The organism is Bryocella sp. (assembly GCF_058498515.1).
In genome coordinates, this window is the sequence record NZ_JBMHYI010000008.1 from 1 (window position 1) to 26,283 (window position 26,283).

Genomic DNA, 26,283 nt, shown 5'->3' on the forward strand with positions numbered 1-26,283 from the left:
TTGCCTCCACGGCATCCCAACACCCCCAGATCAAACTCGACCTGTAAAGGATGTCCTGATAACAACCCGTAAAGCATGTCATGAGACTGAACAATGGAGCCGTGAAAGGATGGGCCACCCGGGTTCGCGGTGGGCACGCTGCCGGAAGCTACTCGTTGGCGAGGCGGGCGAGGGTGAGGGCGAGGACGCGGGTGCCTCGCTCGATGGCTTCGGGGGTGGCGTACTCGTCGGGGCGATGAGAGACGCCGTTGCGGCAGGGGATGAAGAGCATGGCGATGGGCGCGATCTGGGCGATGAAGGTGGAGTCGTGATAGGCGCGGGAGACCATCTTGCGGTAGCTGGCGCCTTCAGCCTCGCAGACGGCTTCGAGGGTGGCGACGATGGATTCGCTGGAGTGGGCGGGCTCGTCGGCGTTGATGAGGGCTTCGGTGATGGTGACGCCGCGACGCTGCTGGATGTCGCGGATGTCGGCGCGGACGGCGTCCATGGTGGCATTGCGGTGGGCGACGTCGGTGTCGCGGATGTCGAGCATCATGGTGACGCGCGAGGGCACAGCGTTGACGTTGCCGGGATGGATGAGCAGCGAGCCGACGGTGGCAACGGAGTCTACGCCGGGTTGGCCCGCGGCTTTGGCTGTTGCGTTGGCGGCGAGGGTGTGGCGTTCGATGGAGAGGACGAGCTCGGAGGCGGCGCAGAGGGCATCGCGGCGGTCGGGCATGAGGAGAGCGCCGGCGTGGCCGCCGAAGCCTGCTATTTCGTACCTGTAACTAGCCGGTGCTGCGATCGCGGTCACGATGCCGAGGTCGATTCCATCGCGCTCTAGGAGCGGGCCTTGCTCGATGTGGAGCTCGACCCAGGCGTGGTAGTAGTTGGGGGCGAGCTGGACGGCGGCGAGGGACCCGGTGAAGCCGGCGGCGGTGCGGACGTCGTGGAGGGTAAGGCCTTCAGGCGCTCCGGGCTCGGCGTCGGGGAGGCGGTCGCGGAGGGCGTCGGCGGTGTGGGGATCGAGCGCGCCGCCGAGGAGGCGTGAGCCGAGGCAGCCGATGCCGAAGCGGGTGGGCTCTTCGCTGGTGAGCAGGAGGAGCTCGAGGGTGCGGCGGGGCTCGAAGCCGGATTCTTTGAGCGCGCGCAGGGCTTCGAGGCCGCCGAGGACACCGACCGTGCCGTCGTACATGCCGGAGTGGGGGATGGCGTCGATGTGGGAGCCGGTGCCGATGACGCCGAGCGAGGGCTCGGAGCCTTGCCAGCGGATGAAGGTGTTGCCGACAGCGTCGGCTTTGACGGTGAAGCCTGCGGCTTCGGCGAGGGAGGTCAGCCAGGCGCGGGCTTCGAGGTCGCGGGGGGTGAAGACGATGCGGGTGACGGCCTGGGTGGGCTCGGGGAGGGACTTATCCGTGGTGGGCGGGCAGTCGGTGATGGTGGCGAGGTGGTGGAGCTCGCGGAGAAGGCGGTCGGTGTTGATGGGGAGGGTCATGGTCAGATCTGTCGAGGCTCAGTTTCGGTCCAGGGATTGAGGATGCGCAGGCCAAGGGAGGTGAAGTCACGCTCATTGCGAGTCACCATGACAAAGCTGTGGCGCACGGCCGTTGCCGCGATGAGGGAGTCCTGGAACGATAGGGGGCGACCGGAGAGACTGCGTTGCGCGCTAAGCATTCCCGCAGCTTCGGCAACGTCAACCGTGACGGGGAGAATTCCCTCATCGAGCCATGATCGAACCTCGACATCGAGCCAGCGCTGAAGCTTTAAGCGCCGTTGAGGATCTTTGTGGCTTTGGACTCCGCGAATCAATTCGGCGAGTGTGATCGCGCTGACATAGAGCAGATCCTGAGGGATCGACCGCAGCCATGAGAGGACCTGCGGATCGGCATGCGGACGCTCGAGTTCCGAGAGCACGTTGGTATCGAGGAGATACATCTAGTCGAAGTTGACTTCGCGCCAAGGTGCTTTATCGGCGTCCAGATCGATGCCCGAGTTGACGAATGGAGAGTCGCGGAAGAGGTCTACGAGATTCTTCGTGCGCACCTTGGCGAGGCGCGCGGTCATTGCGGGCGACCCTGGAACGTGGTCGAGTAGGTCATCGATAGCCGCCGCAAGCGCCTCCTCCGGAGAGGCATAGCGGCCCGCACGAACGGTTTGTTCGAGCGCGGCTTCCTGCTCGGGGGTGAGTGTCAGGCTCATGCAGTTCAGTATGGGGAAGGCCAAGGCCCGCGTCAACGGAGCTAGGCCAAAGTGTGGCGATTGAAATCTTTGTAGATGAGGTACTTCGCAGGGGCCTTGCCCAGGGCTCCAAACCATTGGGGGCAGTAGGTGGCCATCCAGATGAAGTCGCCGGCCTGGGTGGGGTACCACGCGTCGCCGAGGCGGTAGATGCCTCCGCCTTCGAGCATGAGGAGGCCGTGCTCCATGTAGTGGACCTCGACCTGGGAGAGCGCGGCGCCGGGTTGGTACTCCATGGTGTTGCAGGCGAAGTCGAAGGCGAGGGACGCGGGCATGAGGGAGCGGACCTGGAGGTCGGGGTCGCCGTTGAGGGGCGTGCCGGTGAGGTCGGGCTCGTGGCCGGTGAAGAACCAGGGGAGTTCCTGCTCGCCGCGGGCGGCAAGGAGTTTGGAGTGCTCGATGGGGAGCGGCTGGAAGGGTTTTTCGATGATGGCGACGCGGGCCCTGGTGTCGGCGGTGAGCATGTGCTCGTAGCCTTCCGGGCAGAAGGCGAAGCTGCCGACGGTGAGCTTGTGCGGCGAGGCGCTCTCGGGTTCGGAGAGCGCGAGCGAGCCTTCGAGGACGTACATCAGCCGCTGCGTGGGGCCTTCGGTGAGCGTGCCTCCGGGCTCGAGTTCAATGGTCATCTGGGTGAAGCCGGCCCCCGTTTGCGGGGCGACGTGGATGATGGCTGCGCCATCGGTGAGGCCAGGGAGGGGCGTGCGGATGAAGGTGTCCGGAGTGAGGAAGAGATGGTCGCGCCGGTTGGCGCTGCGGGTGTGGCCTAGTTGGTTCATGAGTGGGTGGTGAGTCGTGCGGAAGAGTGAATAGTGAATAGTGAAGTAAGGCGGGAGTCAAGGGCCGCAGACGGCTCCGCGTTGTATGTTGTACGTTTCAGTTGCCAGTTGCCAGTTGCTAATGTTGAGTTGTGTGTTCCGTTGCGAGTTATGAGTCGCGGTGTGGCGAGCCTTACTTCACTATTCACTATTCACCGCTGTTATGCGGATGCAGGTGGACTAGCAGGTTGAGCAGTGTGGCGAGTGCGGCTTCTACGTCTTCTTCGCGGACAGTTTCGTCGGGATGGTGGCTTAGGCCGTTGGGGGAGCGGACGAAGAGCATGGCGGTGGGCACGTGGGGGGCGAGGATCATGGCGTCGTGGCCGGCGCCGGAGTACATGGGCTCGGCGTCGTAGCCGGCGCGCTCGGCGGCGCGATGGAGAGCGACGGTGAGGGCGCGATCCAGGTTGACGGCCTTCTGCTCGGCGAGGGCCTTGACGCTGACCTTGACGCCGCGAAGTTTGCCTGCGGCCTCGGCCTTGGTGAGCAGGTGGGCGACGGCGGCGTGGCGGGATTCGTCCTTGGGATGGCGTACGTCTAGCGTGGCGTGGACCTTGGCGGGGACGATGTTGACGGCGCCGGGGTAAGCGTCGATGCGGCCGACGGTGGCGACGAGCTGCTTGTAGCTGGCGGCGTAGTGCTCGACCTCGACGATCCACTGGGCCGATGCCACCAAAGCATCGCGCCGCATGGACATGGGGGTGGTGCCGGCGTGGTTGGCCTGGCCGTCGAAGGTGAGCTCGAAGCGGGACTGGCCGACGATGGTTTCGACGACGGCGAGGGAAGCGTCTTCCTTCTCGAGGACGGGGCCTTGTTCGATGTGGACCTCTATTGCCGCAAAGACGCCTGGAGCAAGGGGGCAGGTCTCGGGGATGCGGGCGGGGTCAAGGCCGAAGGCTCGGATGGCTTCGGCGACGGAGATGCCTTGCTTGTCGGTACGCTCGAGCAGTGCGGGATCGAGCTGGCCTACGGCGGCGAGTGAAGAGAGGAACGGGAAGCCGAAGCGTGCGCCTTCTTCTTCGGCGAAGGCGATGATTTCGAGATGGAAGGGCAGCGGGGTGGCGCCGAGCTCTTCGATGGCGGCGAGGCCGAGGAGGACGCCGAGCGGGCCGTCGAAGGCTCCGGCGTTGGGCACGGTGTCGATGTGCGAGAAGATTGCGAGCGTGGGGGCGTCCGGGTTGGCGGAGCGGCGCACGGCGCGGAGATTGCCGGCGTCGTCGGTGCGCGAGTCGAGGCCGGCCTGGCGCATCCACCAGCTGAGGAGGGTGTGCGCGTCGCGTGTGGCGGGTGAGAGGAAGAGGCGTGTGGTCTCGCCGGGGACGTCAGTGATGCGGGCCAGTTCGCGGCAGCGGGAGATGATTTTAGCGGCGCGGGTGGTGGTTTGTGTCGATGCAGCGTTCGCCATGTCGTGACGATTGTACGTGTGGGGCGAGAGGTTATCCGAGCAGCGACTTTGTGAGATAGGCGGGTGGCTGTAGAGGTGCGAGGTATTCAGGTTGGCAGGGATTGGCATCCTGCAAGCCCACGTCTCAGAGTCGAGACGTGGGGCACCCGGCCTCGGACATCAATGCGAGGACCAATGCGGGGGTCCTTCGCCTGTGGCTCAGGATGACGGCGGGGTTGTGGCTGGCGGTGGGACGCGTGCGCTGATTAGCCCGGGTCCCCTTGAGGGACCCAGGGCACCCGGATCGTCGACGCTACGCCCGGGCGATGGTGGCTTCGATGGTGCCGTGGGGCTCGTCGGTGGGGACGAAGATGTGGTTGGGGTTGTCGAGGCCGAAGCGGGAGAGGTCGACGAGAAGCTGGTGTTTGTTGGGCATGCGCAGCGAGACCTGGCTGATGAGGTCGGTGTGCGCGAGGGCGGCTTCGCCCATGGCGTAGAGGGTCTGCTGCACGCTGAGCGACTCGTGGTCGGCGAAGGTGGAGAGCATGGCTTCGCGGAGGTGGGTGCGGACCTTGTTGAAGTCGATGGCAGCGCTGATGGCTTCGGGCGTGTAGGTCCAGAGGCCGCGCATCGCGGTGGCGAAGAGGCGGTCGGTGGTGGGAGGCAGCGTGGTGAGCTCGTCCTTGATGTAGCCGACGAAGCCGGACTGCGCGGTCTTCATGACGGTGAGGTTATCGAGGCCGCTGACGATGGAGAATGCTCCGCCTTGCTTGCGGTCGACGATGGTGATCTGCTTTTCGTCGCTGCCACGCATGAAGGCGGTGGGGTGCGGCTTGCCGGCGACTGTCATACGCTTCCACAGCGCGGACTCGATGATGCACTCGGCTCCGGAGACCTGCGGATTGCGGCCGAGGAGGAAGTCGACGAGTTCCTTCGCGTAGTCTTCCATGCTCGTGGCGGTGGATTTGCGCGCGATGAAGTAGACGGTGTTCTTCATGGTGTCGGTCGGCAGGATCTGGGAGTTGTCGCCGAGGGTGTGCGCGGTTTCGAAGTCGCCGGAGAGGAGGACCTGGACGTTCCACTCGTCTACGTCATGGTGGCTGTCATGGCGTGTGACGCGCATGAGGCGGACGCGGGATTTTCCGTAGCGGTCAGTGATCAGGCGGGCCATCGTTCAGCTTCCTCGATAGGTGGTGTAGCCGTTGGCGGTGAGCAGCAGGGGGATGTGATGATGCTGCGTCGGGTCGCGGACGGTGAAGGCGATCTCGATGTCGGGGTAGAGGCTTTCGATCTTCTGATCGGCGAAGTAGACGGCGGTTAGGAAACGGAGCTTGTAGTCGAGGGCCTGCAATGGACGGTCGCCGAGTAGTGTCTTGCAGCGGCCGTCGGCATCGGTGCGGCCGGAGCCGATGCTTTCCCACGACCCGCCTGCCACATCATCCTTCCAGCGATAGAGATGAATTTCGACGTTGGGCGCGGGTTTGCCGAGGTGGGTATCGAGGATGTGAGTTGATAGTCCCATAGAGGTAGTGAGTAGTGAGTAGTGAGTAGTGAAGAAAGGCGCGTTACGCTAGGGGGCCGAGCCATTTGCGGAGGCGGATCTGGGTGATCTGGCTCTGTTGTTCGGCGGTTTCTTTGAGCTCGGTTTCGGGATCGTTGTGAAGGCGGCGTTGGATCGCTTCGATCATCTCGGGGGCGTTTTTGCCGGTGGCGCAGACGATGAAGATGCGGCCGAACTTTTGTTCGTACTCGCGATTGCCCTCAGAGAGTGTGGCCTGCATCTGCTGGTCGGGCATGGCGGCTGCTTGTTCGCCGGCGGACCACTCGAGGCTCTGCTTGGTGGCATGCATGGCGAGCTTTTCGCCGATGCGGGGATGCGAGTCGAAGGCCTGCTGCCAGTCGTGCGCGGGGAGAGCCCACCACACCTTGTCGGCGGCGGCGAAGAGAGCGCTCGCGGTGTGAAAGGGACGGGCTGCGGCCATGCCTTCGGCCCAGGCGCGCGAGCCGTTGCAGGGCAGGATGGCCATCATGGCTTCGGCAGGCGTCATGCTGTTGAAGGCTTCGAGGGTTGGATTGAGAGCAGTCATGATGGACGAGAACGGCAAAGGGGAGGAAGAGAACGGCAAGGGACCGGTGCGATGGGTCACTGCGGCAGTTGGTTCGTTGATCATGTGTGGAGCGAGTCTAGAGTGTACTCTCGCCCGAACGCTGTGATGGGAAACACGGGCAGGGCGCCACGATTGTCGAAGATGCGCTGGCCGCGCAGCCAGGTGGAGCGGACGACGCCGCGCAGGGTCTCTCCCATGTAGGGGGAGATGGGGTGGCGGTAGTGCAGCAGGTCGGGCGTGAGGGTGAAGCTCGCGTCGGCATCGAAGGCGACTAGATTCGCATGCTTGCCGGGTTCGATGGAACCTGCCCAGGCATTGAGGCCGGCTAACTTTGCGGGAGCTGCGGCGGTCCATTGCGCGAGGCTGGTGAGTGGGATATTGCGCGCGAGGCAGTCGGTCCAAAGCACGGAGAGTGCGGTGGAGAGGGAAGGGATGCCTCCCCAGGCTTCGTCGAAGCGGCCGTATTCGATGCCGGGTGTGGGCGATGGTGGTAGAGAAGCGGGTCCTCCCGCTTCGCGGAAGGATGACAAAGAAGAAGGATCGTTGGCTGCGGGCGCCAAACGCTTCATGTGGGGCGGGCAGGGCGAGTGGTCGGTGGCGATCATGTCGATGAGGCCCGATTCGAGGGCGTGCCAGAGGAGATCGCGATTGGCTGAGGAGCGGATAGGCGGAGCGCACTTGAAGAGCGTGGCTCCGTCAGGGATGTCTTCGGCGGCGCAGTGGAGATAGTGCGGGCAGGTCTCGACGGTGACGGGAAGGCCTTCGAGGCGTGCTGCCTGCAGCATGGGCAGGGCCTTGGCTGTAGACAGATGCACGATGTGCAGGCGGAAGCGATACGTGTGGCAGAGGTCGAGCAGCATGGCGATGGCATCGAGCTCAGCTTCGTCGGGACGTGAGGCGAGATAGGTGGAGTAACTGCGCCAGTCGGCGCCAGTCTCGTTGAGGTGCTTTACGGCGGCGTCGATCGCGGGCGCCAGCTCGGCGTGTACCAAGAGCGGCAGGCGGGTCTTCGCGATGTGTGGGATAGCGAGTTCGAGATTGGCGCGATCGATCTCGGTGAAGCCATCGCAGCCGGGATAGATGAGGAAGCACTTGTAGCCGGCGACGCCAGCGAGGGCAAGGGGCTCGATCTCATCCTGGTTGCCATCGACGGCTCCTCCCCAGAAGGCGAGATCGACGAGGCACTGGTTGGTGGCTCCGTTGCCGCCGCGGAAAGCGGCATCGCGCTTGAGCTCGAGGGCTTCTTCGTCGATGGTTTCGGGAAGGCAGTTGAGGGGCATATCGACGAGGGTGGTGAAGCCACCGGCGGCCGCGGCGCGGGTGGCGGTGGCGAAGCCTTCCCACTCGGTGCGGCCGGGCTCGTTGATGTGGGTGTGGATGTCGACGAGGCCCGGCAGCAGCGCGAGGTTGCCGAGGTCTTCGGTGGGCAGATTCGAGATGCGAGATTCGAGATGCGAAGTGGGGTGCACGCCGGTGATGAGGCCGTCTTCGATGACGACGATTGCGTCGAGTTCACCGTGTGGTGTGACGACGCGACGCGAACGCAGAGCGTGTACCATGAAGCTGATTAAAGCAGGAAGACAGTGAGTAGTGAAGTAGTGAGTAGTGAGTAGTGAAGAGCCAGTTGCGAGTTGTTCGTTGTGAGGAAAGACTGCGAGAGATGAACGGTAACCCAGAGTTTATGCGTGAGGCCATTCGGCTGGCGACGGAGAACGTCGTGAGCGGCCGCGGCGGGCCGTTTGGTTGTGTGGTCGTGAAGGACGGCAAGGTGATTGCGACCGGCAGCAACCAGGTGACGGCGAACAACGATCCGACGGCGCATGCCGAGGTGACCGCGATCCGCAATGCGTGCACGGCGCTGGGGACGTTTCAGCTGACGGGCTGCGATGTGTACACGAGCTGCGAGCCGTGCCCGATGTGCCTGGCGGCGTTGTACTGGTCGCGCTGCCGGGCGATCTATTACGGCAATGACGCTGCCGATGCGGCGCGCGCCGGCTTTGACGATTCGTTTCTGTATGAAGAGGTGAAGAAGCCGCTCGACCAGCGCAGCATCCCCATTGTGAACATGCTGGGGGATGAGGCGTGGGAAAGCTTTGCGGAGTGGTCGAAGAGCGCGTTTCGCGTGGAGTATTGAGGTTGGAGTTGTGATGGCAGGAGAAGCAAACAAGATGTTGCGTGTAGGGCTGCTGGGCTTCGGCACGGTGGGGAGTTCGTTTGCCGAGGTGTTGGCGGCGCATCGCGAGCGGCTGGACGATGCGGGGTCGGAGATCGTGATCACGCGGGTGTTCAACCGTGGGGTGGAGCGCAAGAAGGCCCACGCGAAGGCGAAGTTTGTTCCGTCGGAGGCGCAGTGGACGGAGAACGTCGACGAGGTGCTGACGGCGAGCGATGTGGATGTGGTGGTCGAGCTGATGGGCGGGATCGATCCCATCGAGGGCTGGCTGCGCACGGCGCTTGAAGCGGGCAAGCATGTGGTTTCGGCGAACAAGCAGCTGATTGCGTATCGCGGAGCTTCGCTGTTCGAGCTGGCGGCGCAGAAGGGTGTTCAGCTGCTGTATAACGCGGCGGTGGCGGGCGGTGTGCCGGTGATTCCGGGCATGGCGCAGGGGCTCAGCGGGGACCTCATCCGGCGCATCAGCGGCATTGTGAACGGGACGTGCAACTTCATCCTCAGCTCCATGGAGGGCGGCGCGGACTATGGCGAGGTGCTGAAGGAAGCGCAGCGGCTGGGCTATGCGGAGGCGAATCCGTCGGCGGATGTGGATGGGTTCGATGCGCGGGCGAAGCTGTGTGTGCTGGCGCGGATTGCGCTGCGGGCCGAGGTGAATCCGGACGAGGTTCCGGCGCAGACGATCTCGCATGTGGCCGCGATTGATTTTGCGTATGCGAAGGAACTGGGCTGCACGATCCGGCAGGTGGCTCGTGCGGAGATCGATGGCGATACGATTCGTGCGGCGGTAGGGCCAGCGCTGGTGCCGAAGACGTCGCCGATTGCGTGGTCGCATGGCACGCAGAACATGGTGGTGACGAGTGGGCGGTTTGGCGGCGATGTGGTGTTCAGCGGGCATGGCGCGGGTGGGCATCCGACGGCGGTGGCGGTGCTGAGCGATGTGATCGCGGTGGCGAAGGGCTCGACCAAGGTGCGGATGCCGGCGCACAAGCTGAAGGTGTCGGGCGATGTGACGTCGCCGTTCTACCTGCGGTTCGTCGTCAAGGATAAGCCGGGCATCGTGGCCGCGATTGCGGGCGCGCTGGCGAAGGAAGACATCAACATCGACGCGATCCTGCAGCACCATGGGCATGCGAGCGAGCGGTTGCCGTTCGTGGTGACGACGGAGCCGTGTTTGAGCTCCACGCTGGAGCGCGCGGTGACGGAGATGACGAAGCTGGACTTCATGCATGATCCGCCGGTGGTGATGCGGATCCTGGTGGTGGACGATCCGGATTAGGCGGGTGTGTACCTCAGCGGCTGAAGCCGCATGCTTGCAGATGCCGTAATGTCACGTCTGAAGACGTGACCTGCCGTTCGTGCCACGTAGAAGCAGGTTTCTGCGCTACGCAGGACGATGAAACCATTCTGCTCCGGTCGAAATGACACATCCTTCCGGGGTCGGCGTGGCCTGCGGCCGAAATGACGGATGATTTGGGTCAGTGGGCGAGGGGCAGGCGAATGATGAAGACGGTGCCAGGGCGAACCTCGGGGTGGGACTCGAAGGAGAGCGTTCCCTGGGCGCGTTCGACCATCTCGCGGGAGACCCAGAGGCCAACGCCGGTTCCGCCGTCGCTGCGGGTGGTGTAGAAGGGCTGAAAGAGGTGCCGGCGGGTCTCCTCGGAGATGCCTTCGCCTTCGTCGCGGATGCGGATCTCGGCGAAGTCGCCGGAGGTCTTCAACGTCAGCGTGACGGGCTGGCCCTCGGGAGAAAAGTACGCTGCGTTGAGGATGAGGTTGAAGAGCACCTGGCGAATTTCGCCGGGGACGACATCGACGCAGAGGGAATCCTCGAGCGAGGTCTCGAGGCGAGTGGCTGAGGGCAGATGAAGTTCTGCGCAGAGCTCGCGCAGGAGCTGGCTAAGGTCCACACGGTGGGGCGGCTGGCGGCGGCCGCGGAAGAGATCGAGGGTGCGGCGAGAGATCTCGGCGAGCCGCGCTACTTGTTCTTCGGCGCGGGTCAGCATCTCGACGGCGTGTTCGTCGTGTACGGTGTCGCGGAGCAGGAAGAGGATGTTGTGAAGGGTCTCGAGCGGGTTGTTGATCTCGTGGGCGAGCGTGGCGCTCATGCGGCCTACGGTGGCGAGGCGCTCCATCTCGCGCAAACGGGCGTTCTGGAGGCGGCGCTCGGTGGCGAGGGTAACCTGTTTGGCGATGAGGCGGAAGAGGTCGATCTCATCGGGAGAGAACTCATCGCGGCGGGTGCTTCCAAAAGAGAGCGTGCCTGCGATGCGGCGGTGGACGATGAGCGGCTTGCAGGAGTAGCAGCGGATGCCGAAGCTGCGGATGAGCATGGTCTTCGGATCGTTGCTGGCCAGCACGTGGGTAGCGTTCATCGGTTTGCAGGTCTGGGCTACGGCGCCGCAGATGGCTTCACCGAACTCCAGTGTGGTGCCGAGGGCATCGCGCACGGCCGGATTTCCGCCCGAGGAGGCCAGTTCGAGGTGCGCCCCGTCTTCGCTGACGAGGTAGTGGAAGTAGACGTCGAGCTGGAGCGGGCCGCGGATGGCCTCGAAGACACGCTGACAGAGCACGTCGACGTCGGTGTCCTGCAGCAAGACGTGGGCGGTCGCGCTGAGCAGGCTTTCAAACTGCGGGGGTGGCGCCTCGATGAGGGAACTGGGCGCTGCGTATCGTGGTTGAGGCACAAAACGGGACCGCTCCCGATAGGGATACAGGGAAAGTGTATCTCGGGAAGACCGAAATGGGCTCAGGCGGCCAGCGGCAGGCTGACGACGAACGCAGTGCCGGGGGCATGCTCCGGGTCTGAATGGAAGCTCATATCGCCGCCGATGCGGCGCACCATCTCGCGCGAAGCCCAGAGGCCGATGCCGGTGCCTTCACTGCCTCGGGTGGTGAAGAAGGGCTCGAAGATGCTGTCGTGGGCGGTGGTAGGGATGCCTGGGCCCTGGTCGGTGACGCGAATCTCGGCGGTCGTTGTGGCGCGGCGGAGGTCGAGCCGGACCTCGCGCCCTGCCGGCGTAAATTGCGCGGCGTTGAGGAGAAGGTTGAAGATGACCTGTCGGAGCTCTCCGGGCACGGCATAGACCCAGAGCGAAGGTTCGATGGTGGAGACGAGGCGCGCGTGCCCAGGAAGGCGGGCGTCGAGCAAAAGCTCGTGCGCAAGGGCGCTCAGGTCGCAGCGCACCGCAGTGGTGTGGCCGCCGCGAAACATCTGCAGCGCGCGCTCGGCGATGCCTGCCAGGTGGTCTGCCTGACGGCTGGCCATCTCGACCAACCTCTTCGCTTCCGGGGAACCGACCTCTCCGCTCAGCTCCTCGAGGCAGTTGTGGAGGCAGTGCAGGGGGTTGTTGATCTCGTGAGCGAGGGTTGCGCTCATGCGGCCGGCCGAGGCCAGCCGCTCCAGCTGCTGGAGCTGTTCGATCTGGCGGCGGCGCTCGGTGGCGAGGGTCACCTGCTCGGTGACGAGCGCGAAGAGATCGAGCTCTCCCTGGTCAAAGCCGTCTCGAACGGTACTGCCAAAGGAGAGTGTGCCCAGCAGCCGGCCGTTTGCCTGGAGTGGATAGCACGCATAGCAACGCGCGCCAAAGCCGCGAATGGACTCTGTCAGGCGGTCGGTCCGCTCTGGCAGGCAGCAGAAATAGAGGCTCTTCTGACGGACCGCGACGGTGCCGCACACCGCGGAGCCGAAGTCGACGGAGGTTCCGATGGCCTCACGGACTGCGTTACTGCCTCCGGCGGAAGCGAGTTGGAGCTGCTTGCCGTTGGCGGTCACAAGATAGTGGATGTAGACGTCGATGCTGTGCGAGTCGCGGAGGATCGCGAAGACGGCCTGGCAGAGCGTGTCCGGGTCGCCGTCCTGGAGCAGCAGGCGGGCCGTCGAGCCCAGGACTTCAAAGGCAAGAGGATCAAGCGGACGAATACCACTGCGGATAGACTCTACGGTTTCTTGCAACGGATGGGCCCCTGGTCCTAGTGGCACAGACCCAGTCTAGGGGGTGGCGCCCTCGCTTTGGGCTGGCTCCTTCGTTGTGGTTTCTGTCTGGTTGCCGTCCGAGTTTCATTTCGGATCGGCAACCGCGGGCGCAGAAGTCTCGAGGGGAGAAGCAGCTACCGTTGTCGACGACGACGACATGGCCGCCGGCCAGGGGAGTCAGGCGGCCAGTGGCAGGCTGACGACGAACGCCGCGCCGGGGGCATGCTCGGGATCGGAGCTGAAGCTCATGTCGCCGCCGATACGGCGGACCATCTCGCGGGAAGCCCACAGGCCGATGCCGGTGCCTTCGCTTCCGCGGGTAGTGAAGAAGGGCTGGAAGATGCGGTCGTGGGCGGCGGCCAGGATGCCGGGTCCCTGGTCGGTGACGCGGATCTCGGCAGTTGTTGTGGCGCGGCGGAGGTCGAGCCGGACCTCGCGCCCTGCCGGTGAGAATTGCGCGGCGTTGAGGAGGAGGTTGAAGATGACCTGCCGTAGCTCGCCGGGCACGGCATAGACCCAGAGCGCGGGTTCGATGGCGGAGACGAGGCGAGCGTGCCTGGGGAGGCGGGCGTCGAGCACGAGTTCCTGCACGAGGCCGCTAAGATCGCAGCGCACGGCGGTCGCCTGGACGCCGCGAAACATCTGCAGCGCGCGCTGGGTGATGTCTGACAGGTGATCCGTCTGGCGGCTGGCCGTCTCGAGCAGTCTCTTTGCTTCCGGGGAGCCGACCTCGCCGCTCAACTCCTCCAGGCAGCTCTGCAGGCAGTGCAGGGGATTGTTGATCTCGTGGGCGAGGGTAGCGCTCATCCGGCCGGCGGATGCAAGGCGCTCCAGCTCCTGGAGTTGTCCGATCTGGCGGCGGCGCTCTGTGGCCAACGTAACCTGCTCGGCAATCAGCGCGAAGAGATCGAGCTCCCGCTGCTCAAATCTGTTGCGCGTGGTGCTGCCGAAGGAGAGTGTTCCCAGCGGCCGGCCATTTGTCCGCAGCGGGTAGCAGGCATAGTAGCGAGCTCCAACGCTCCGGAGGGACTCCATCATTCCGTCGGAGTGGTCCAGCGCGGAAGAGATGCAGAGGCTCTGCCGCTGCATCGCGACGGCGTCGCATTCGGCGGAGCCAAACTCCAGGTGGCTGCCGATGGCATCGCGCAGCTCCTGGCTTCCTCCGGCGGAGGCAAGCCGGAGGCGTTTGCCGTCCATCGTCACCAGGTAATGGAAGTAGATGTCGACGCTGTGGGAGTCGCGCAGCGTTGCAAAGACCGCCTGGCAGAGGGTGTCTGGATCACCGTCCTGGAGGAGCAGACGGGCTGTGGAACACAAGATCTCAAACGCGGGCAGATCAAGAGATGGAAAGGCCCCGCGCAGCGACTCGACAGTTTCATGCGAGCTGGTCATCGTAACTCCTGCGCAAACACGGTCAGTGTATGGCGAAGCGAAGACCGCCCCCCGTTACTTTGGTAGCGTTACGATATATCCGGGAATCAAGATGGTCAATTTCCTGTCGATGGGACCGAAAGATGCTGATCCCAAAAAGGTTGCGAGGCACAATTTGCCCCAATCCGGGTGAATGGATGATGGATTTAGGACTTCTTCAGCGCTGTGCGCCAATAAAATCTAGCGTCACGAAGAGCTCGGAGCGGATCTTCCAACCCTCGGGGGAGTGACGCCACATGGCGAGGTAGGTTCCGGAGGCTGCCGTCGAGCCGTCTTCGCGGCGGCCGATCCAGTGGCCGTGCTCGGCAGCGAGGCCCTGTGCGGCGTTGAGCTCAACCTTGTCGATGACGCGATCGTAGATGAGGCGCTGGCTGCCGCTGTCGAAGTCCTGCTTGAAGAGGCTGAGGTACTCCTTCTTCGAGGAGACGAAGCTTCCGTTGCCGATGACGGCGACGTAGTCCTCGGCGAGGGAGTCGGCGACGCCGAGGAGGTTGCGCCTGGCGATGGCGCGATTGGAGTTAGCGCGGGCGCGGCGGATGGCGGCTTCGTCATCGGAGCCGTGGTCGAGGAGGGCAATGGCGGGGAGGAGCAGCGCGAGGGCAGTGAGGGCGGCGGCGGCGAGCATGGGTTTGTTGTAGCACTGGTCCAGAAGAAATTCGGGTCCCAACGAAACCCGGGTCCCAAAGACGGGACCCGGGCTTTGTTGGGAGACTCCCACTGCGCGTGGGGCGGGTGCTTCGCACCTTTTTGTCGCTTCGCTTGGGCCTCCCGTTGGTCGGCGTGACCGCTAGTACTTGGGGAGGGACTTGTCGATGCGGTCGGCCCAGGCGGTGATGCCGCCGGCGAGGTTCTTGACGTTGGTAAATCCTTGCGCCTTCAGGGCTAACGCGGCGCGCTGGGAGCGGCCTCCGGACTTGCACTGGGTGATGATCTCGGTGTCCTTGGAGACGGAGGGCGCGGCCTGGCCGGACTCGATTTGGCCGACGGGGAGCAGCTGGCCGCCCATCTGGACGATCTGGTACTCGTGGGGCTCGCGGACGTCGAGGAGGAAGGGTTTGGCTGCACCCGTCTGCTCCGCGGCGTCGAGGCGCGCCTTGTATTCCTCTACGGTGATCTGGGGGATGCCGTCAATCATGTTTTCTCCTTGCGGGGTGATGCCGTGCGAGCTGACCTCGAGCGGGCCGGTGGCGTCCTTGGGCTTCTCGATGCCGCAGAACTGGTCGTAGTCGATGAGCTCCTTGATCTCGTGGGTGCCGCAGGCGGGGCAGTCGGGATTTTTGCGGAGCTTGAGGGTGCGGAAGCTCATGCCGAGGGCGTCGACCAGGAGCAGGCGGCCGATGAGGGGCTCGCCGATGCCGAGGATGAGCTTGATGACCTCAGTGGCCTGGATGACGCCGACGAGGCCGGGCAGGATGCCGAGGACTCCGCCTTCAGCGCAGCTGGGCACGAGGCCCGGAGGCGGCGGCTCGGGATAGAGGCAGCGGTAGCAGGGACCTTCCTCGGTGGCGAAGACGGAGGCCTGGCCTTCGAAGCGGAAGATGGAGCCGTAGGCGTTGGGCTTGCCGGTGAGGACGCAGGCGTCGTTGACGAGGTAGCGGGTCTGGAAGTTGTCGGTGCCGTCGGCGATGACGTCGTAGTCCTTGAAGATCTCGAGGGCGTTGGCGGACGTCAGCATGGTGTTGTGCTTGACCACGTTGACGTTCTTGTTGAGGCCCTTGAGCATGATCTCGGCCGAGTCCACCTTGAGCTGGCCGACGGTGGACTGGGAGTGAATGATCTGGCGCTGGAGGTTGGATTCGTCGACGACGTCGAAATCGACAAGGCCGATGGTGCCTACTCCGGCGGCGGTGAGGTAGAGAGCGAGCGGCGCGCCGAGGCCACCGGTGCCGACGCAGAGGACCTTCGCGGCTTTGAGCTTCTGCTGGCCCTCGAGGCCGACCTCGGGGAGGATGAGGTGGCGGGAGTAGCGGGCGATCTCCTCGTTGGTGAGGGCGGGAAGGGTGGCGGGATGTTCGAGGGTAGCTGCCATGGAAATTCCTATGTTCGGAAAGATGCTGAGGTAGAGGTAAGGATTCGGACTTAGCGGTAGGCGTTGCCGCGTGTCGTCACGGCGACAATGCGGTAGATGCCGTCCTCAAGACGGTACCGAACGCGATACTCGCCAACCCGTAGGCGGTATTCAGGAGGTTCGTATCCTTGCAGCTTCTTGATGTCTCCATGGCCTGATGTTCGGAGGCGATCCAAGGCCTCAAAGATCCGCATGGCCTTTTCTCTATCGAGGTTGCGGAGCTGAGCTCTTGCTGCGTCACTAAATAGTATTTGTTGCGACACTTGAAATCCCCGTTTCTCGCCTCAACGCACGAAAGCGCCTCAGCGTGTTTCTGCTGAGGCGCTTTCGGATCTCGCGTTAGCGAGGGAAGAGCGAATCTCATCCTCAGTACATCGCGAGAACGTCCCTCTGTCAAGTCAAGCAGCGCACTTCAGTGAGAGTCAGCCTTGGCGGCAGTCGCAGCTGCTTGCCCGACACGGTCGAGATCGGCCTGCGTGATGCCCATCTCAGACATGATGTCTTCCATGGCAAACCATGGACCTTTGGCAGAGGCTGCCTGAGCGTTCTCTTCGTCGCCGATCAGCTCATCTTCATACGTGATATCCGTCGTAGACGCATCCTGAGCAGGAACAAGCATCTCCATGATGTCGACAAGCGCGGGAAGGCGATCCACAGGGATGCGATCAATCAGCTCATGTGCTTTAGCCGCAGTCGAAGTCATATCCAGCCTCCCAAGCTCTATTTTAGCGACAACAGCCGCCGGCGATGGAAGGGATGATGGTGAGTTCGTCGTTCTCGGAGGTTGCGGTGCCTTCCTTCGCGGGGAGGTAGCGGACATCTTCGTCGTTGAGATAGACGTTGACGAAGCTGCGCAGCTTGCCGTCCGCGGAGTAAAGGTGCTGCTGGAGGGCGGGGTACGCCGTGACCAGCGCCTTGAGCGCGGCGTCCACGGTGGGGCCATCGACCTCGACGGTCTCGAGCTTGTCCGTGTAGGCGCGGAGCGGGGTGGGGATGTGGATCTTCATTGTCCTCATTCTAAGAGATGCAAGAGAGAGATGCGGGATGCGGTGAGGGTTCGCAGCCAGTCCTTCACGACGTGGGGCAGAGCGTTAGGGGCAGGGGGGAGCATCCGGATAGATTGTTAAGCCAAACCCTGCATTCCGGCGTCTATCTGTCATAAAACATGACCCGCGCGAGGGCGCAGCCTGAAGGAGAACCGCTATGCCGAAGCTCTTCGTCGCCTGTGCGTGCCTATTGGTCGCGGCACCGGTGCTGCTGGCGCAGGAGATTACAGGCACGTGGCAGGGGACTCTGCCCACGACGGAGGCGCAGCGCATCGTGCTGAAGATCGTGAAGGACGAAAATGGGGCGTTGCATGCGAGCAGTTATCGGCCGGGAACGGGCACGAATGTCCTGCCGATGACATCCATCCGCTTCACGCCGCCGATGGTGGAGACGGAGCAGATTTATCTTGGCGTGAGCCTGAAGGGGAAGCTGAGCGCGGATGGCAAGTCGATTGAGGGGACGTGGACGGAGCGTAAGCAGGGCTATCCGTTGAAGCTTACGCTGGCGGCTCCGGATGAGGTGTGGAAGCCGGACTATATGGCAGACGCCTCGATGGCCGCGGATGCGGATCCGAGCTTCGATGTCGCGACCATCAAGCCGACGCCTCCTGAGCAGCGAATGGCGCGGTACGGCGTGCGGACGCGTAGTTTCAAGGCGGTGAATCAGAGTCTGGTCGATTTAGTTTGCTGGGCGTACAAGCTTCGACCGCGTCAGATTGAGGGAGCGACGGGGTGGATGACCGAGATGCATTTCGATGTCGCCGCGAAGCCTGACCTGCCGGGACAGCCCAGCGAGGACCAGTATCGGTCAATGCTGCGGAAGCTGCTCGTGGAGCGGTTCGGCCTGAAGACACACACCACGCAGAGGGTGTTTCCGGTGTATGCGATGACGGTGGAGAAGACTTCGTCACTGGTGACGAAGAGCGATTTATCGGTGACGGGCTATCACAGCACGATGGCGGCTCGGCAAACGAGCGATGGGCAGTTCGAGGGGCAGTTTAGCTACTACAGCATGGGGGAGTTCGCCGACTTCCTGATGAACCTCATTCGAGACCGGCAGATCGTGGACGAGACCGGGGTTGGGGGACGGTTCGACTTCACGGTGAAGCTGCCGATGGAAGCGGTGAATGGCAGCTCCGGTGAAGAGGCTTTGCCGAATGCCATGCTGGGGGCAGTGCATGCGCTGGGGCTGAAGCTGACGCCGAAGAAAGAGCCGCTCCAAGTGCTGGTGATCGACCACGGGGAGCAGCCGTCACCAAACTAGCGGCAATTTTTTATTGCCGTGAAGCTGAAAATGGGTGTGGCATTGCTCTCATATACTTTGCGAATGAATACGCCACAGGCTGGGATTTTTGCTCTGGGAACGTCGTCGCATGCGTACCTTGAATTTGATTTATTGGAGGGTGCGAAGCGGGAGGAGTTTGCGGCGAAGATCTCTGCGATTCGCGAGCCGCGGACGACGACTGGTGGCGTGAACTTCGTCATTGGCTTTCGTCCGGAGCTATGGCGTGCGCTGGCTCCGGGGGGATGCGCCGCAAGATGTTGCGGGGTTCAACGCGCCGGTTGAGGGAGTGGAGAGCTTTGCGATGCCGGCGACACAGCATGATGCGCTGGTGTGGCTTTCGGGCAGTGCGTATGACGTGATCTTCGACATGGCGCGGTCGGTGCTGGGCGATCTCGAAGGGCTGGCGACGCTGGGCGAGGAGACGTCGAGCTGGCCTTACAAGCATGACCGGGATCTGACGGGGTTCGTCGACGGCTCGGAGAACCCGACGCTGCTGGAGGCTCCGGCGGATGCGTTGCTTGCGGATGGAGCGCCGGGAGCGGCGGGAAGCGTGCTGTTGCTGCAGAAGTGGAAGCACGATGTGAAGGCCTGGGAGGCTCTGCCGGTAGAGAAGCAGGAACTGGTGATGGGGCGGTCCAAGGCGGACAGCGTGGAGATGGAGAACAAGCCTGCGGACTCGCATGTGGCGAGCACGGACCAGGACAAGTTCGGCAACATCTTTCGGCGCAACATGCCGTATGGCACGGTGGAGAACCACGGCACGATGTTCGTGGGTTTCAGCGCGGAGCAGAAGCGGCTGGCGGACATGCTGGACAGCATGGCGGGCAAGCTGACGGGCAAGCGCGATGCGCTGACGCGGTATACGCAGCCGCTGACGGGGTCGTATTACTTTGTGCCATCGGTGGAGAGTTTGCTGCGGTTGCGATAGATTGCTGTCGGTGCAGGGAGACTTATGCCGAGCGAAGCGGAGCGGGAGCTTGAGGGCTTTGTCGCGAAGTTCACGCCGGAGGTTGCGGCGATGACTCGTGCGGTGCTGAAGGCGATGCGGCGGCGGTATCCGACGGCGCAGGAGCTGGTGTACGACAACTACAACGCGCTGGCGATCGGGTTTGCGCCGAGCGAGAAGACGTCGACGGGGATCTTCTCGATTGCGGTGTATCCGCGCTGGGTGAGTTTGTTCTTCCTGCAGGCGAAGGGTGTGCCTGACCCGGAGAAGCTGCTGAAGGGGAGTGGCAACGTGGCGAAGCACATCGTGCTGACTTCGCCTGGCGATCTGGACCTGCCGGCGATCAAGGAGATGATGGCGGCGGCTGTCGAGGTGGCGAAGGCACCGTTTCCGGCGAAGGGGAAGCATGCGGTGGTGATCAAGTCGGTGTCGGCGAAGCAGCGACCGCGGCGGCCGGCGGGGGCGTGATCCGCTTGAAGGGGAGAGTCAGATCGGCTGTCCTTCGACCCACAGGTCTGAGCCGATGACGGCTGCGAGCCAGACTGCGCCGACAAAGTAGCCTCCGGCGACGTCGCTTGGATAGTGGACGCCGAGATAGACGCGGCTTACACCGATGCCGGTCACCATGAGGAGGGCTCCGAGCATGAGCGTCGCCTTGGCCCATTTGCTGTGCAGCTTGTCCTGGGTCTTGTAGACGATGACGCCGTACAAGACGATGGCGAGCACCGAGTGTCCGCTGGGGAACGAGAAGCTCTGCTCGTGTACGAAGGCCCAGGGGACGTCGGGCCGGAGGCGCTTGAAGTGCAGCTTCATCACTTCGTCCAGTGCGACTCCGCCGAGGGCGGCTGCGGCGACGAGAACAGCATCGTCCTTGAGGCCGCGCCACCACAGCAGACCGGCGGCGAGCGCCACGGAGGGCGTGAGGGCGAAGGGTGAACCGATCCAGCTGAACCCACGCATCATGTCGGTGAGGGACGGCCTTGCAAAGCCGTGCACCCAGCTTTGTAGCGTCTGGTCGCGCTGCTGAAAGGAGGCTTTCAGGATCTCGTCGTGGAGTTCGACCAGGCCGAAGGTCGTGACCAGGGCGGCTGCGAAGCCGACGAGCAGCAGGGCGCCGAACAGCTTTCGTTTTCGCAGGGAACGCATCAGGCGGAAGGTATCACGGCGCGACTGCGGCGCAACTGGTTTCGATTCGGGAGACTTGATGGTGCGGTTGCCGGCGCGGAGGGGGCCGTCCGGAGTGGGACATAGGCGTGGCGTACGTCACGCTTCCGGGGCCCTGGCGCGGTGATAATGGGAAGGTACGTGGAGGATAGCGATTTGGCCGAGTTGCCGCAGGTTCCGTTGACGCTGGAAGGTTCGAGCGTTTTGCACCAGATGTTTCGTTTTGACTGGACGGCGTGGAAGAAGCTTCCCGTGGCCGAGCGCGCGACGATCGCAGGTGAGTTTGAATCGCTGCTGGCGCGTTGGGAGACAGGCCCCAACCCTGGTGACCCCACGGTTCCGCCTAACCAGTCGGCACTGTTCTCGATGCTGGGGCACAAGGGCGATCTGCTGCTGATCCACTTTCGGGACACCTTTGAGGCGTTGAATGCTGTGGAGCTGGAGCTGGCCCAGACGGGCATGAATGCGTTCCTGACGCAGACGACTTCTTACGTATCGATTGTGGAGATGGGGCTGTACGAGTCTTCGGAGAAGATCTATGGGGAACTCCTGGCGAAGGGTTTGACGCCGGGGACGCCGGAGTGGGCCACGGGTGTCGAGGATGCTTTGTCGCGTACGCGGGCGGCACTTACGCCGCGACTGTATCCGTCGATTCCGGCGGCGAAGTACAACTGCTTCTACCCAATGGATCGCAAGCGCGGCGAGCAGGTGAACTGGTACACCGAGCCCATCAGCGACCGGCGCGTGATGATGCACGAGCATGGCATGGTGGGGCGGCGCTACGCGGAGACGGTGCGGCAGATCATTACCGGATCGATCGGGATGGATGACTGGGAGTGGGGCGTGGACCTGTTCGCGGAAGACCCACTGACCTTCAAGAAGCTGATCTACGAGATGCGCTTCGACAAGGTGAGCGCGGTGTATGCGACGTTCGGGCAGTTCTTCCTGAGCGTGCGGGTGCCGGCGGAGAAGGCCGGGCAGTGGCTGGACGGCACGCTGGCGTAGGGATTCGGGATGATTGGGATCCAGCCGCGCCCTGTAGATGGGCGCGGCTTTGTTTTCCCCGCTTTTTAGGGGTCAAAGGTGTACATCCGATGGTGTGGGACGACGTTTCTCAAGACGCCGTCTAGGGACTGGGGTAGTATGCCGTATGCGCAATCTCGCCCTTGGCAGCGCCTTGCTTTTCGGGGTTTCTCTCCTGAGCCCGGTGGATGGAGGGGTTCAGAAAGATCGCATGGATGCGGTGATCGCCGCGCCCGCCAGCCATACCGTTCTGCTCGAAAACAGCCAGGTCCGCGTACTCCAGGTGACGATTCCGCCAGGCGTGACGGAGCCGGTCCACACCCATGCGTGGCCGAGCGTGATGCGAGTGGAATCGCCGCAGCCGCTCACGTACATCGCGTATTCCGAGCACGATGGCAAGTTGGTTGAGGCGAAGCGGATCGAAGTGCCGATGGGGAAGCCCGGTAAGACGGAATGGATGGAGCCTGAGGGGCCACATGCGGTTCAGAACCGAGGCACTTCCGAATACCGTGCGGTTCGCGTGGAGTTGAAACCGAACGGCCCGGCGGCAGGTCAGGAACGATAGCTCGGCTTTGTGCCTCGACGGGATTCGTTCGGGTCACGCGACTTCGATGGATTGGTTGGCGAAGGCTTTGTCTTCTTCTCCGGTGCCGGTGAGGAGGAAGCTGTTGGTGATCTGGGCGGTGCCGGTTGATTTGTCGCCGTCTACCGAGGTGATGACGTAGGCGCAGCCGAACCAGTGGGCTTCGTTGAAGTCGGTGATGGACCACTGGGCGGGGTGGTCGGGGTGGGAGTGGTAGAAGCCTACGATGTCGAGGCCCTGGTTGCGGGCTTCGCGCTGGGCTTTGAGGAGCTCCTGGGGGGCGATGTGGTAGCGGTTGTGGGCGGAGTCGGTGCGGGTGTTGCCGGCGCGGATCAACTGCTGAACGGTGAGGGCGGCGTCATTGGCTTTGCCGAGCATAATGCCGCAGCACTCGTTGGGGTAGGTCTCTTCGCCGTGGGCGCGGAGCTGGTCGTAGAGGGGTTTGCTGATCTTCAGGGTGCTCATGCGGGTCTCTGGGGCTTGTGGTCGGTGTTGAGATGGGCGGGAGCGATTGCTGTAGAGCGATGAGGTCGTCAGGTCGCCCGCTTTGCGGGCTGGAGGCTTGAGGAAATTCAGTGGCGGGCGACGAGTTTGGCTTCGAGGTCTTGGTCGGCGGCGATGGTTTCCTGCCAGAAGTGTTCGCTGAGGTATTTGTCGGCGGAGTCGCAGAGGATGGTGACGATGACGGCGTCGCGGCCGGCGGCGGCTTCTTCTTCGGCGACCTGGAGGGCGGCGGCGCAGGCGGCTGCGGCGGAGATGCCGATGAGCAGGCCGGCGTTGCGGCCGAGCCACTTGGCCATGGCGTAGGCGCGCTCGGTGGCCATGGGGATATCGCGGTCGGCGAGCTTGTCGTCGTAGATGGGCGGGACGATGGCGGTGGCCATGTGCTTGAGGCCTTCGAGGCCATGGAAGGGCGAATCGGGCTGCATGGAGAGGCACTGGATGGCGGGGTTGAACTCGCGCAGGCGGCGGGTGGTTCCCATGAAGGTGCCGGAGGTTCCGAGCGAGGCGACGAAGTGGGTGATGGCGCCGTCGGTCTGCTGCCAGATCTCGGGGGCGGTGGTGCGGTAGTGGGCGAGCCAGTTGTTGTCGTTGCCGTACTGGTCGGCGTAGAAGTAGCGAGCTGGATCAGAGGCAGAGAGTTCGCGGGCTTTGCGGATGGCTCCGTCGGAGCCGTCGGCGGGGTCGGTCCAGACGATCTCCGCGCCGTAGGCCTTGAGGATGCGCTTGCGCTCGGGCGAGACGTTGGAGGGCATGCAGAGGTGCACGGGGAAGTGCATGGCGGCGCCGAGCATGGCATAGGCGATGCCGGTGTTGCCGCTGGTGGCGTCGAGGAGGACCTTCTGTCCGCTGGAGGCGCCGGGGGTGAGTTTGCCCTCGGCGATGGCGGCTCGGACGATGGAGCCCGCGGGTCGGTCCTTGACGGAGCCGCCGGGGTTGGCCCATTCGGCTTTGCCGTAGATCCGAACTTTGGTGGTGCTGCCCTCGTTGAGGCGGCGCGTGAGGTCGTCGAGCTGGAGCAGCGGAGTGTTGCCGATGCGGTCGAGGAGGGAGACGCCGAGGGGATTGAGGTCGGTCGTCGAGAGCGCGGGGTTGGTCATCGTCGAGGGCATGTGGTCTCTTGGATGATTTTAGGGGTGGGATGGAAGCACGCTTACGAGTTTCAGAGACCCACATCTCAAGGTCGAGATGTGGGGCACCCGGATTGGCGGCGACACGCCCACGTCTCAGAATCGAGACATGGGGCACCCGGATGGTTCGGGTCGGTCAGGCGGCGGCGGGGAGTTTGGGTTCGATGCCCATGAGCTTGAGGTGGTGCTCGAGGTGTTTGACGTAGTCCTTCGCGAGGTGCTCGAGGGTGGTGGGCATCTCGGCGCCGATCTTGCAGACGGTCTGGAGTTTGCCTTCGGGGATGTGGGCGATGACGTGGGCGAGGAAGCGGTTGTAGGCGAGGAAGAGGTCGACGAGCAGGGGCCAGCTGGCGGATTGGAACTGCTGGACGCGGACGTTGCCGTTCTGGTCGTAGCCGGGGAAGTTGAGCTCGCGCTGGAGGCTGGCGCGGACGATGCGCTGGTGGCTGTTGGAGGCGGAGTCGATGAGGTGGCCGAGGAGCTGGCGGCGGCTCCAGCCACCGGCGCGGACGGGTGAGGCGCTGACGGATTCGTCGACCACAGCGAGCTGCGGAGCGGCGGCGTCAATGAGCGCGAGGAGCTTGTGGCTAAGGGACTGCATCGGTACATCCTCCTAAGCAACTTCGCTGTTGTAGGGAATCCCGGAAGGGTGCGCCGCGACGCTTTCTTTTAAGGGAAAACGTCCATGGAACTCCTTCCCCGGGGTTGCACGTACAGCGAAGATGCTGCTGGGTCGGGCAAAAGGGCGACTCTGGAGTGCACTGCGCGGAAGGTGTGCATTGAAGCGCAGTACATGGATGTGCGAAAGTTGGGTTAGAGTCTCATGCAGGAATGGGCTTGTAAAGCCTCTGCGTGAAAATCAGAAGGTCTGGACACGATGGCTAGAACCGTAACGGTTCCTACGTTCGACGAAGTACTCTCGCGCCTCGGCGATGAGAAATTTGACGTCTCACCTGCCACGGAAGGTGCAAATCGTGTGGCTGGTGCTCGACGTGTGAGCAAGTATGGCTGTGCGGCGGAGATTGCGCCGAGTGAAGTGAAGGACGCTCCGGTGCGTCTGCTGGCTCGCTCGGGGTGGGTACTGGGCGGCGAGATTGCTCGTTTGACGGACCGGGGGTATCAGAAGTTTTTCAAGACCTCGAAGCTGGAGGTCCCGGCGACGGCGGACGCGCTGACCTCGCTGCACAGGTTCGATGAAGAGCTGAAGAACGCGATCGGCGCCCAGGAGCTTTATAACGAGGCGATGGGCACGACGAGCGACAAGTACATCTACGACCGGCTGAAGGGGCGGGCGTAGAGAGCTTCGTTCCAAAACATTTGACGCCGCAGGGCTCAGCTCTCTTTGTGCTGTTTACGAAGGAGCGAGGCGTTGCGGCGTTTTTCCGTTTGCCAGCGCGGAGATGGGCGGGGGCGGGGTCTGTAGAGCGATGAGGTCTTCAGGTCGCCCGCTTCGCTGGCTGGAGCGATGAGGAAAAGCAGGTTCTTCGCTGCGCTCAGGAGGGCAATTCGAGGGAGCACGGCGGGGCTGACTGCTGGTTAACGGCGGGAGCGTTGCCACTCGCGGTAGGCTTCGCTCTTGCCGAGGCCGCGGGATTTGGCTACTCGCTTGAGGGCGTCTTTTTCGGAGAGGCCTTCGGTGCGGATGAGGTGGGTGACTTCGTCGGCCAGGGACGTTGGGGTCGCGCCTTCGGTCTGCTGGGTCAAAACGCCATCAAGGAGCAGGACTATTTCGCCGCGGATGCTGAGGCGGGCGGTCAGGTTTGCGAGGACTTCGGCGGCGGGGCCGCGGAGGAACTCTTCGTGGAGCTTGGTGAGCTCGCGGGCGAGGGCGATGCGGTGCTGTGGGCCGAAGACGGCGACGACGTCTTCGAGGGCTCCGAGGATGCGGTGCGGGGTCTCGTAGAAGATGTGGGTTTCTGAGACTAGTGCGCCAGATGCCAGTGTGTTGCGGAGGGCTTCGAGGGTGGTCTTGCGGGCTCCTTCCCTGGCGGGGAGGAAGCCGTGGAAGGCGAAGCTTTCGGTGCTGAGGCCGCTGGCGATGAGGGCGCTGAGGGCGGCGTTGGCTCCGGGGATGGGGTAGACGGCGATGTCGGCGGTGATGGCCTCGCGGACGAGCACGGAGCCGGGGTCGGCGATGGCGGGGGTGCCGGCGTCGGAGACGACGGCGATGCGGCCGCCGGATTTGAGAGCCTCGATGAGCTCGGCGGAGCGTCCGGCCTCGTTGTGATCGTGATAGCTGACGGTCGGGACGCGGAGTCCGAAGTGCGAGAGCAGTTTGGCGGTCTGGCGGGTGTCCTCGCAGGCGATGCGGTCGACCGAGGCGAGCACACGGAGGGCGCGGAGGGTGATGTCTTCGAGATTGCCGATGGGGGTTGCTACGAGGTACAGGCCGGGAGCTAGAGGCGAGGGGTTAGGGGCCAGGGCCAAGGGACTAGG

General features: G+C 63.7%; 30 protein-coding genes. 8 read left to right on the forward strand and 22 right to left on the reverse strand.

Going from position 1 to position 26,283, the window contains the following annotated elements:
* Positions 1 to 148 precede the first annotated feature (148 nt).
* The 9 genes from AC5E6W_RS01955 to allB form a co-directional block, all read right to left on the reverse strand.
* On the reverse strand, positions 149 to 1,474 hold the full coding sequence (locus tag AC5E6W_RS01955) for a M20 family metallo-hydrolase (RefSeq protein ID WP_491750576.1): 1,326 nt from the start codon (positions 1,472 to 1,474) through the stop codon (positions 149 to 151).
* A 2-nt stretch (positions 1,475 to 1,476) separates the two neighbouring features.
* Positions 1,477 to 1,914 carry a type II toxin-antitoxin system VapC family toxin gene (locus tag AC5E6W_RS01960; RefSeq protein ID WP_491750577.1) on the reverse strand — a complete coding sequence of 146 codons (438 nt, stop codon included), beginning with the start codon at positions 1,912 to 1,914 and terminating at the stop codon, positions 1,477 to 1,479.
* Positions 1,915 to 2,178 (reverse strand): ribbon-helix-helix domain-containing protein, encoded by a 264-nt coding sequence (locus tag AC5E6W_RS01965; RefSeq protein WP_491750578.1) that lies wholly within the window; start codon positions 2,176 to 2,178, stop codon positions 1,915 to 1,917.
* A gap of 41 nt (positions 2,179 to 2,219) precedes the next feature.
* The gene (allE, locus tag AC5E6W_RS01970) at positions 2,220 to 2,993 is read right to left on the reverse strand and encodes a (S)-ureidoglycine aminohydrolase (protein ID WP_491750579.1); all 774 of its coding nucleotides are present in this window, start codon (positions 2,991 to 2,993) and stop codon (positions 2,220 to 2,222) included.
* A 187-nt stretch (positions 2,994 to 3,180) separates the two neighbouring features.
* Entirely contained in the window at positions 3,181 to 4,437 is a 1,257-nt protein-coding gene (locus tag AC5E6W_RS01975; RefSeq protein WP_491750580.1) for an allantoate amidohydrolase, read from the reverse strand.
* A gap of 292 nt (positions 4,438 to 4,729) precedes the next feature.
* On the reverse strand, positions 4,730 to 5,587 hold the full coding sequence (gene pucL / locus AC5E6W_RS01980) for a factor-independent urate hydroxylase (protein WP_491750581.1): 858 nt from the start codon (positions 5,585 to 5,587) through the stop codon (positions 4,730 to 4,732).
* Positions 5,588 to 5,590: 3 nt separating this feature from the next.
* The gene (gene uraH / locus AC5E6W_RS01985; protein WP_491750582.1) at positions 5,591 to 5,938 is read right to left on the reverse strand and encodes a hydroxyisourate hydrolase; all 348 of its coding nucleotides are present in this window, start codon (positions 5,936 to 5,938) and stop codon (positions 5,591 to 5,593) included.
* 43 nt (positions 5,939 to 5,981) lie between these two features.
* On the reverse strand, positions 5,982 to 6,587 hold the full coding sequence (uraD, locus tag AC5E6W_RS01990; RefSeq protein WP_491750583.1) for a 2-oxo-4-hydroxy-4-carboxy-5-ureidoimidazoline decarboxylase: 606 nt from the start codon (positions 6,585 to 6,587) through the stop codon (positions 5,982 to 5,984).
* Positions 6,584 to 8,083 carry an allantoinase AllB gene (gene allB, locus AC5E6W_RS01995; protein ID WP_491750584.1) on the reverse strand — a complete coding sequence of 500 codons (1,500 nt, stop codon included), beginning with the start codon at positions 8,081 to 8,083 and terminating at the stop codon, positions 6,584 to 6,586. The genes uraD and allB overlap by 4 nt, the downstream gene beginning before the upstream one ends.
* Positions 8,084 to 8,184: 101 nt before the next feature.
* On the opposite strand from allB, the gene AC5E6W_RS02000 reads away from it, so the two are divergent.
* Entirely contained in the window at positions 8,185 to 8,658 is a 474-nt protein-coding gene (locus tag AC5E6W_RS02000) for a nucleoside deaminase (protein WP_491750585.1), read from the forward strand.
* A gap of 13 nt (positions 8,659 to 8,671) precedes the next feature.
* Positions 8,672 to 9,973, forward strand: a complete 1,302-nt coding sequence (locus AC5E6W_RS02005; RefSeq protein WP_491750586.1) for a homoserine dehydrogenase — start codon at positions 8,672 to 8,674, stop codon at positions 9,971 to 9,973.
* A gap of 199 nt (positions 9,974 to 10,172) precedes the next feature.
* Here the strand turns inward: AC5E6W_RS02005 and AC5E6W_RS02010 are convergent, their stop codons facing one another.
* From AC5E6W_RS02010 to AC5E6W_RS02045, 8 genes are all read right to left on the reverse strand, one after another.
* The gene (locus tag AC5E6W_RS02010; RefSeq protein WP_491750587.1) at positions 10,173 to 11,381 is read right to left on the reverse strand and encodes an ATP-binding protein; all 1,209 of its coding nucleotides are present in this window, start codon (positions 11,379 to 11,381) and stop codon (positions 10,173 to 10,175) included.
* A gap of 62 nt (positions 11,382 to 11,443) precedes the next feature.
* Positions 11,444 to 12,649, reverse strand: coding sequence for an ATP-binding protein (locus AC5E6W_RS02015; RefSeq protein ID WP_491750588.1), 1,206 nt, complete (start codon positions 12,647 to 12,649; stop codon positions 11,444 to 11,446).
* 198 nt (positions 12,650 to 12,847) lie between these two features.
* Positions 12,848 to 14,062 (reverse strand): sensor histidine kinase, encoded by a 1,215-nt coding sequence (locus AC5E6W_RS02020; protein ID WP_491750589.1) that lies wholly within the window; start codon positions 14,060 to 14,062, stop codon positions 12,848 to 12,850.
* A 196-nt stretch (positions 14,063 to 14,258) separates the two neighbouring features.
* Positions 14,259 to 14,768 carry a YybH family protein gene (locus tag AC5E6W_RS02025; protein ID WP_491750590.1) on the reverse strand — a complete coding sequence of 170 codons (510 nt, stop codon included), beginning with the start codon at positions 14,766 to 14,768 and terminating at the stop codon, positions 14,259 to 14,261.
* A gap of 120 nt (positions 14,769 to 14,888) precedes the next feature.
* Entirely contained in the window at positions 14,889 to 16,130 is a 1,242-nt protein-coding gene (gene moeB, locus AC5E6W_RS02030) for a molybdopterin-synthase adenylyltransferase MoeB (RefSeq protein WP_491750591.1), read from the reverse strand.
* Between the two features lie 50 nt (positions 16,131 to 16,180).
* Positions 16,181 to 16,432, reverse strand: coding sequence for a type II toxin-antitoxin system RelE family toxin (locus AC5E6W_RS02035; RefSeq protein ID WP_491750592.1), 252 nt, complete (start codon positions 16,430 to 16,432; stop codon positions 16,181 to 16,183).
* 149 nt (positions 16,433 to 16,581) lie between these two features.
* A complete protein-coding gene (locus AC5E6W_RS02040) occupies positions 16,582 to 16,872 on the reverse strand; it encodes a hypothetical protein (RefSeq protein ID WP_491750593.1) in 291 nt (96 codons plus the stop codon).
* Positions 16,873 to 16,894: 22 nt separating this feature from the next.
* Positions 16,895 to 17,176 (reverse strand): MoaD/ThiS family protein, encoded by a 282-nt coding sequence (locus AC5E6W_RS02045; RefSeq protein ID WP_491750594.1) that lies wholly within the window; start codon positions 17,174 to 17,176, stop codon positions 16,895 to 16,897.
* Between the two features lie 196 nt (positions 17,177 to 17,372).
* Here AC5E6W_RS02045 and AC5E6W_RS02050 point away from each other — a divergent pair, with 196 nt between their 5' ends.
* From AC5E6W_RS02050 to AC5E6W_RS02060, 3 genes are all read left to right on the forward strand, one after another.
* On the forward strand, positions 17,373 to 18,479 hold the full coding sequence (locus AC5E6W_RS02050) for a TIGR03435 family protein (RefSeq protein ID WP_491750595.1): 1,107 nt from the start codon (positions 17,373 to 17,375) through the stop codon (positions 18,477 to 18,479).
* 244 nt (positions 18,480 to 18,723) lie between these two features.
* Positions 18,724 to 19,428 (forward strand): Dyp-type peroxidase, encoded by a 705-nt coding sequence (locus AC5E6W_RS02055; protein WP_491750596.1) that lies wholly within the window; start codon positions 18,724 to 18,726, stop codon positions 19,426 to 19,428.
* 24 nt (positions 19,429 to 19,452) lie between these two features.
* Positions 19,453 to 19,914: a hypothetical protein gene (locus AC5E6W_RS02060; protein ID WP_491750597.1), complete on the forward strand. Its 462-nt coding sequence runs from the start codon at positions 19,453 to 19,455 to the stop codon at positions 19,912 to 19,914.
* Between the two features lie 18 nt (positions 19,915 to 19,932).
* On the opposite strand, the gene AC5E6W_RS02065 is transcribed toward AC5E6W_RS02060, so the two are convergent.
* Positions 19,933 to 20,592 carry a phosphatase PAP2 family protein gene (locus AC5E6W_RS02065; RefSeq protein WP_491750598.1) on the reverse strand — a complete coding sequence of 220 codons (660 nt, stop codon included), beginning with the start codon at positions 20,590 to 20,592 and terminating at the stop codon, positions 19,933 to 19,935.
* A gap of 174 nt (positions 20,593 to 20,766) precedes the next feature.
* On the opposite strand from AC5E6W_RS02065, the gene hemQ reads away from it, so the two are divergent.
* The gene (gene hemQ, locus AC5E6W_RS02070) at positions 20,767 to 21,615 is read left to right on the forward strand and encodes a hydrogen peroxide-dependent heme synthase (protein ID WP_491750599.1); all 849 of its coding nucleotides are present in this window, start codon (positions 20,767 to 20,769) and stop codon (positions 21,613 to 21,615) included.
* Between the two features lie 145 nt (positions 21,616 to 21,760).
* Positions 21,761 to 22,198 carry a cupin domain-containing protein gene (locus tag AC5E6W_RS02075; RefSeq protein WP_491750600.1) on the forward strand — a complete coding sequence of 146 codons (438 nt, stop codon included), beginning with the start codon at positions 21,761 to 21,763 and terminating at the stop codon, positions 22,196 to 22,198.
* A gap of 33 nt (positions 22,199 to 22,231) precedes the next feature.
* On the opposite strand, the gene AC5E6W_RS02080 is transcribed toward AC5E6W_RS02075, so the two are convergent.
* The 3 genes from AC5E6W_RS02080 to AC5E6W_RS02090 form a co-directional block, all read right to left on the reverse strand.
* Positions 22,232 to 22,681, reverse strand: a complete 450-nt coding sequence (locus AC5E6W_RS02080) for a M67 family metallopeptidase (RefSeq protein WP_491750601.1) — start codon at positions 22,679 to 22,681, stop codon at positions 22,232 to 22,234.
* A gap of 107 nt (positions 22,682 to 22,788) precedes the next feature.
* Complete coding sequence (locus AC5E6W_RS02085; protein WP_491750602.1) at positions 22,789 to 23,829, reverse strand: PLP-dependent cysteine synthase family protein; 1,041 nt, start codon at positions 23,827 to 23,829, stop codon at positions 22,789 to 22,791.
* A 154-nt stretch (positions 23,830 to 23,983) separates the two neighbouring features.
* Entirely contained in the window at positions 23,984 to 24,448 is a 465-nt protein-coding gene (locus tag AC5E6W_RS02090; RefSeq protein WP_491750603.1) for a DinB family protein, read from the reverse strand.
* Positions 24,449 to 24,724: 276 nt separating this feature from the next.
* On the opposite strand from AC5E6W_RS02090, the gene AC5E6W_RS02095 reads away from it, so the two are divergent.
* Positions 24,725 to 25,144: a hypothetical protein gene (locus tag AC5E6W_RS02095; RefSeq protein WP_491750604.1), complete on the forward strand. Its 420-nt coding sequence runs from the start codon at positions 24,725 to 24,727 to the stop codon at positions 25,142 to 25,144.
* A gap of 239 nt (positions 25,145 to 25,383) precedes the next feature.
* Here the strand turns inward: AC5E6W_RS02095 and rsmI are convergent, their stop codons facing one another.
* Entirely contained in the window at positions 25,384 to 26,274 is an 891-nt protein-coding gene (gene rsmI / locus AC5E6W_RS02100; RefSeq protein ID WP_491750605.1) for a 16S rRNA (cytidine(1402)-2'-O)-methyltransferase, read from the reverse strand.
* Between the last annotated feature and the right edge of the window lie 9 nt (positions 26,275 to 26,283).

Coding starts and splice junctions, on each gene's coding strand:
- AC5E6W_RS01955 (WP_491750576.1), bottom strand. CDS start 1,474: ATGACCCTCCCCATCAACACCGACCGCCTTCTCCGCGAGCTCCACCAC.
- AC5E6W_RS01960 (WP_491750577.1), bottom strand. CDS start 1,914: ATGTATCTCCTCGATACCAACGTGCTCTCGGAACTCGAGCGTCCGCAT.
- AC5E6W_RS01965 (WP_491750578.1), bottom strand. CDS start 2,178: ATGAGCCTGACACTCACCCCCGAGCAGGAAGCCGCGCTCGAACAAACC.
- allE (WP_491750579.1), bottom strand. CDS start 2,993: ATGAACCAACTAGGCCACACCCGCAGCGCCAACCGGCGCGACCATCTC.
- AC5E6W_RS01975 (WP_491750580.1), bottom strand. CDS start 4,437: ATGGCGAACGCTGCATCGACACAAACCACCACCCGCGCCGCTAAAATC.
- pucL (WP_491750581.1), bottom strand. CDS start 5,587: ATGGCCCGCCTGATCACTGACCGCTACGGAAAATCCCGCGTCCGCCTC.
- uraH (WP_491750582.1), bottom strand. CDS start 5,938: ATGGGACTATCAACTCACATCCTCGATACCCACCTCGGCAAACCCGCG.
- uraD (WP_491750583.1), bottom strand. CDS start 6,587: ATGATCAACGAACCAACTGCCGCAGTGACCCATCGCACCGGTCCCTTG.
- allB (WP_491750584.1), bottom strand. CDS start 8,083: ATGGTACACGCTCTGCGTTCGCGTCGCGTCGTCACACCACACGGTGAA.
- AC5E6W_RS02000 (WP_491750585.1), top strand. CDS start 8,185: ATGAACGGTAACCCAGAGTTTATGCGTGAGGCCATTCGGCTGGCGACG.
- AC5E6W_RS02005 (WP_491750586.1), top strand. CDS start 8,672: ATGGCAGGAGAAGCAAACAAGATGTTGCGTGTAGGGCTGCTGGGCTTC.
- AC5E6W_RS02020 (WP_491750589.1), bottom strand. CDS start 14,062: ATGACCAGCTCGCATGAAACTGTCGAGTCGCTGCGCGGGGCCTTTCCA.
- moeB (WP_491750591.1), bottom strand. CDS start 16,130: ATGGCAGCTACCCTCGAACATCCCGCCACCCTTCCCGCCCTCACCAAC.
- AC5E6W_RS02040 (WP_491750593.1), bottom strand. CDS start 16,872: ATGACTTCGACTGCGGCTAAAGCACATGAGCTGATTGATCGCATCCCT.
- AC5E6W_RS02045 (WP_491750594.1), bottom strand. CDS start 17,176: ATGAAGATCCACATCCCCACCCCGCTCCGCGCCTACACGGACAAGCTC.
- AC5E6W_RS02050 (WP_491750595.1), top strand. CDS start 17,373: ATGCCGAAGCTCTTCGTCGCCTGTGCGTGCCTATTGGTCGCGGCACCG.
- AC5E6W_RS02060 (WP_491750597.1), top strand. CDS start 19,453: ATGCCGAGCGAAGCGGAGCGGGAGCTTGAGGGCTTTGTCGCGAAGTTC.
- AC5E6W_RS02065 (WP_491750598.1), bottom strand. CDS start 20,592: ATGCGTTCCCTGCGAAAACGAAAGCTGTTCGGCGCCCTGCTGCTCGTC.
- AC5E6W_RS02075 (WP_491750600.1), top strand. CDS start 21,761: ATGCGCAATCTCGCCCTTGGCAGCGCCTTGCTTTTCGGGGTTTCTCTC.
- AC5E6W_RS02080 (WP_491750601.1), bottom strand. CDS start 22,681: ATGAGCACCCTGAAGATCAGCAAACCCCTCTACGACCAGCTCCGCGCC.
- AC5E6W_RS02085 (WP_491750602.1), bottom strand. CDS start 23,829: ATGCCCTCGACGATGACCAACCCCGCGCTCTCGACGACCGACCTCAAT.
- AC5E6W_RS02090 (WP_491750603.1), bottom strand. CDS start 24,448: ATGCAGTCCCTTAGCCACAAGCTCCTCGCGCTCATTGACGCCGCCGCT.
- AC5E6W_RS02095 (WP_491750604.1), top strand. CDS start 24,725: ATGGCTAGAACCGTAACGGTTCCTACGTTCGACGAAGTACTCTCGCGC.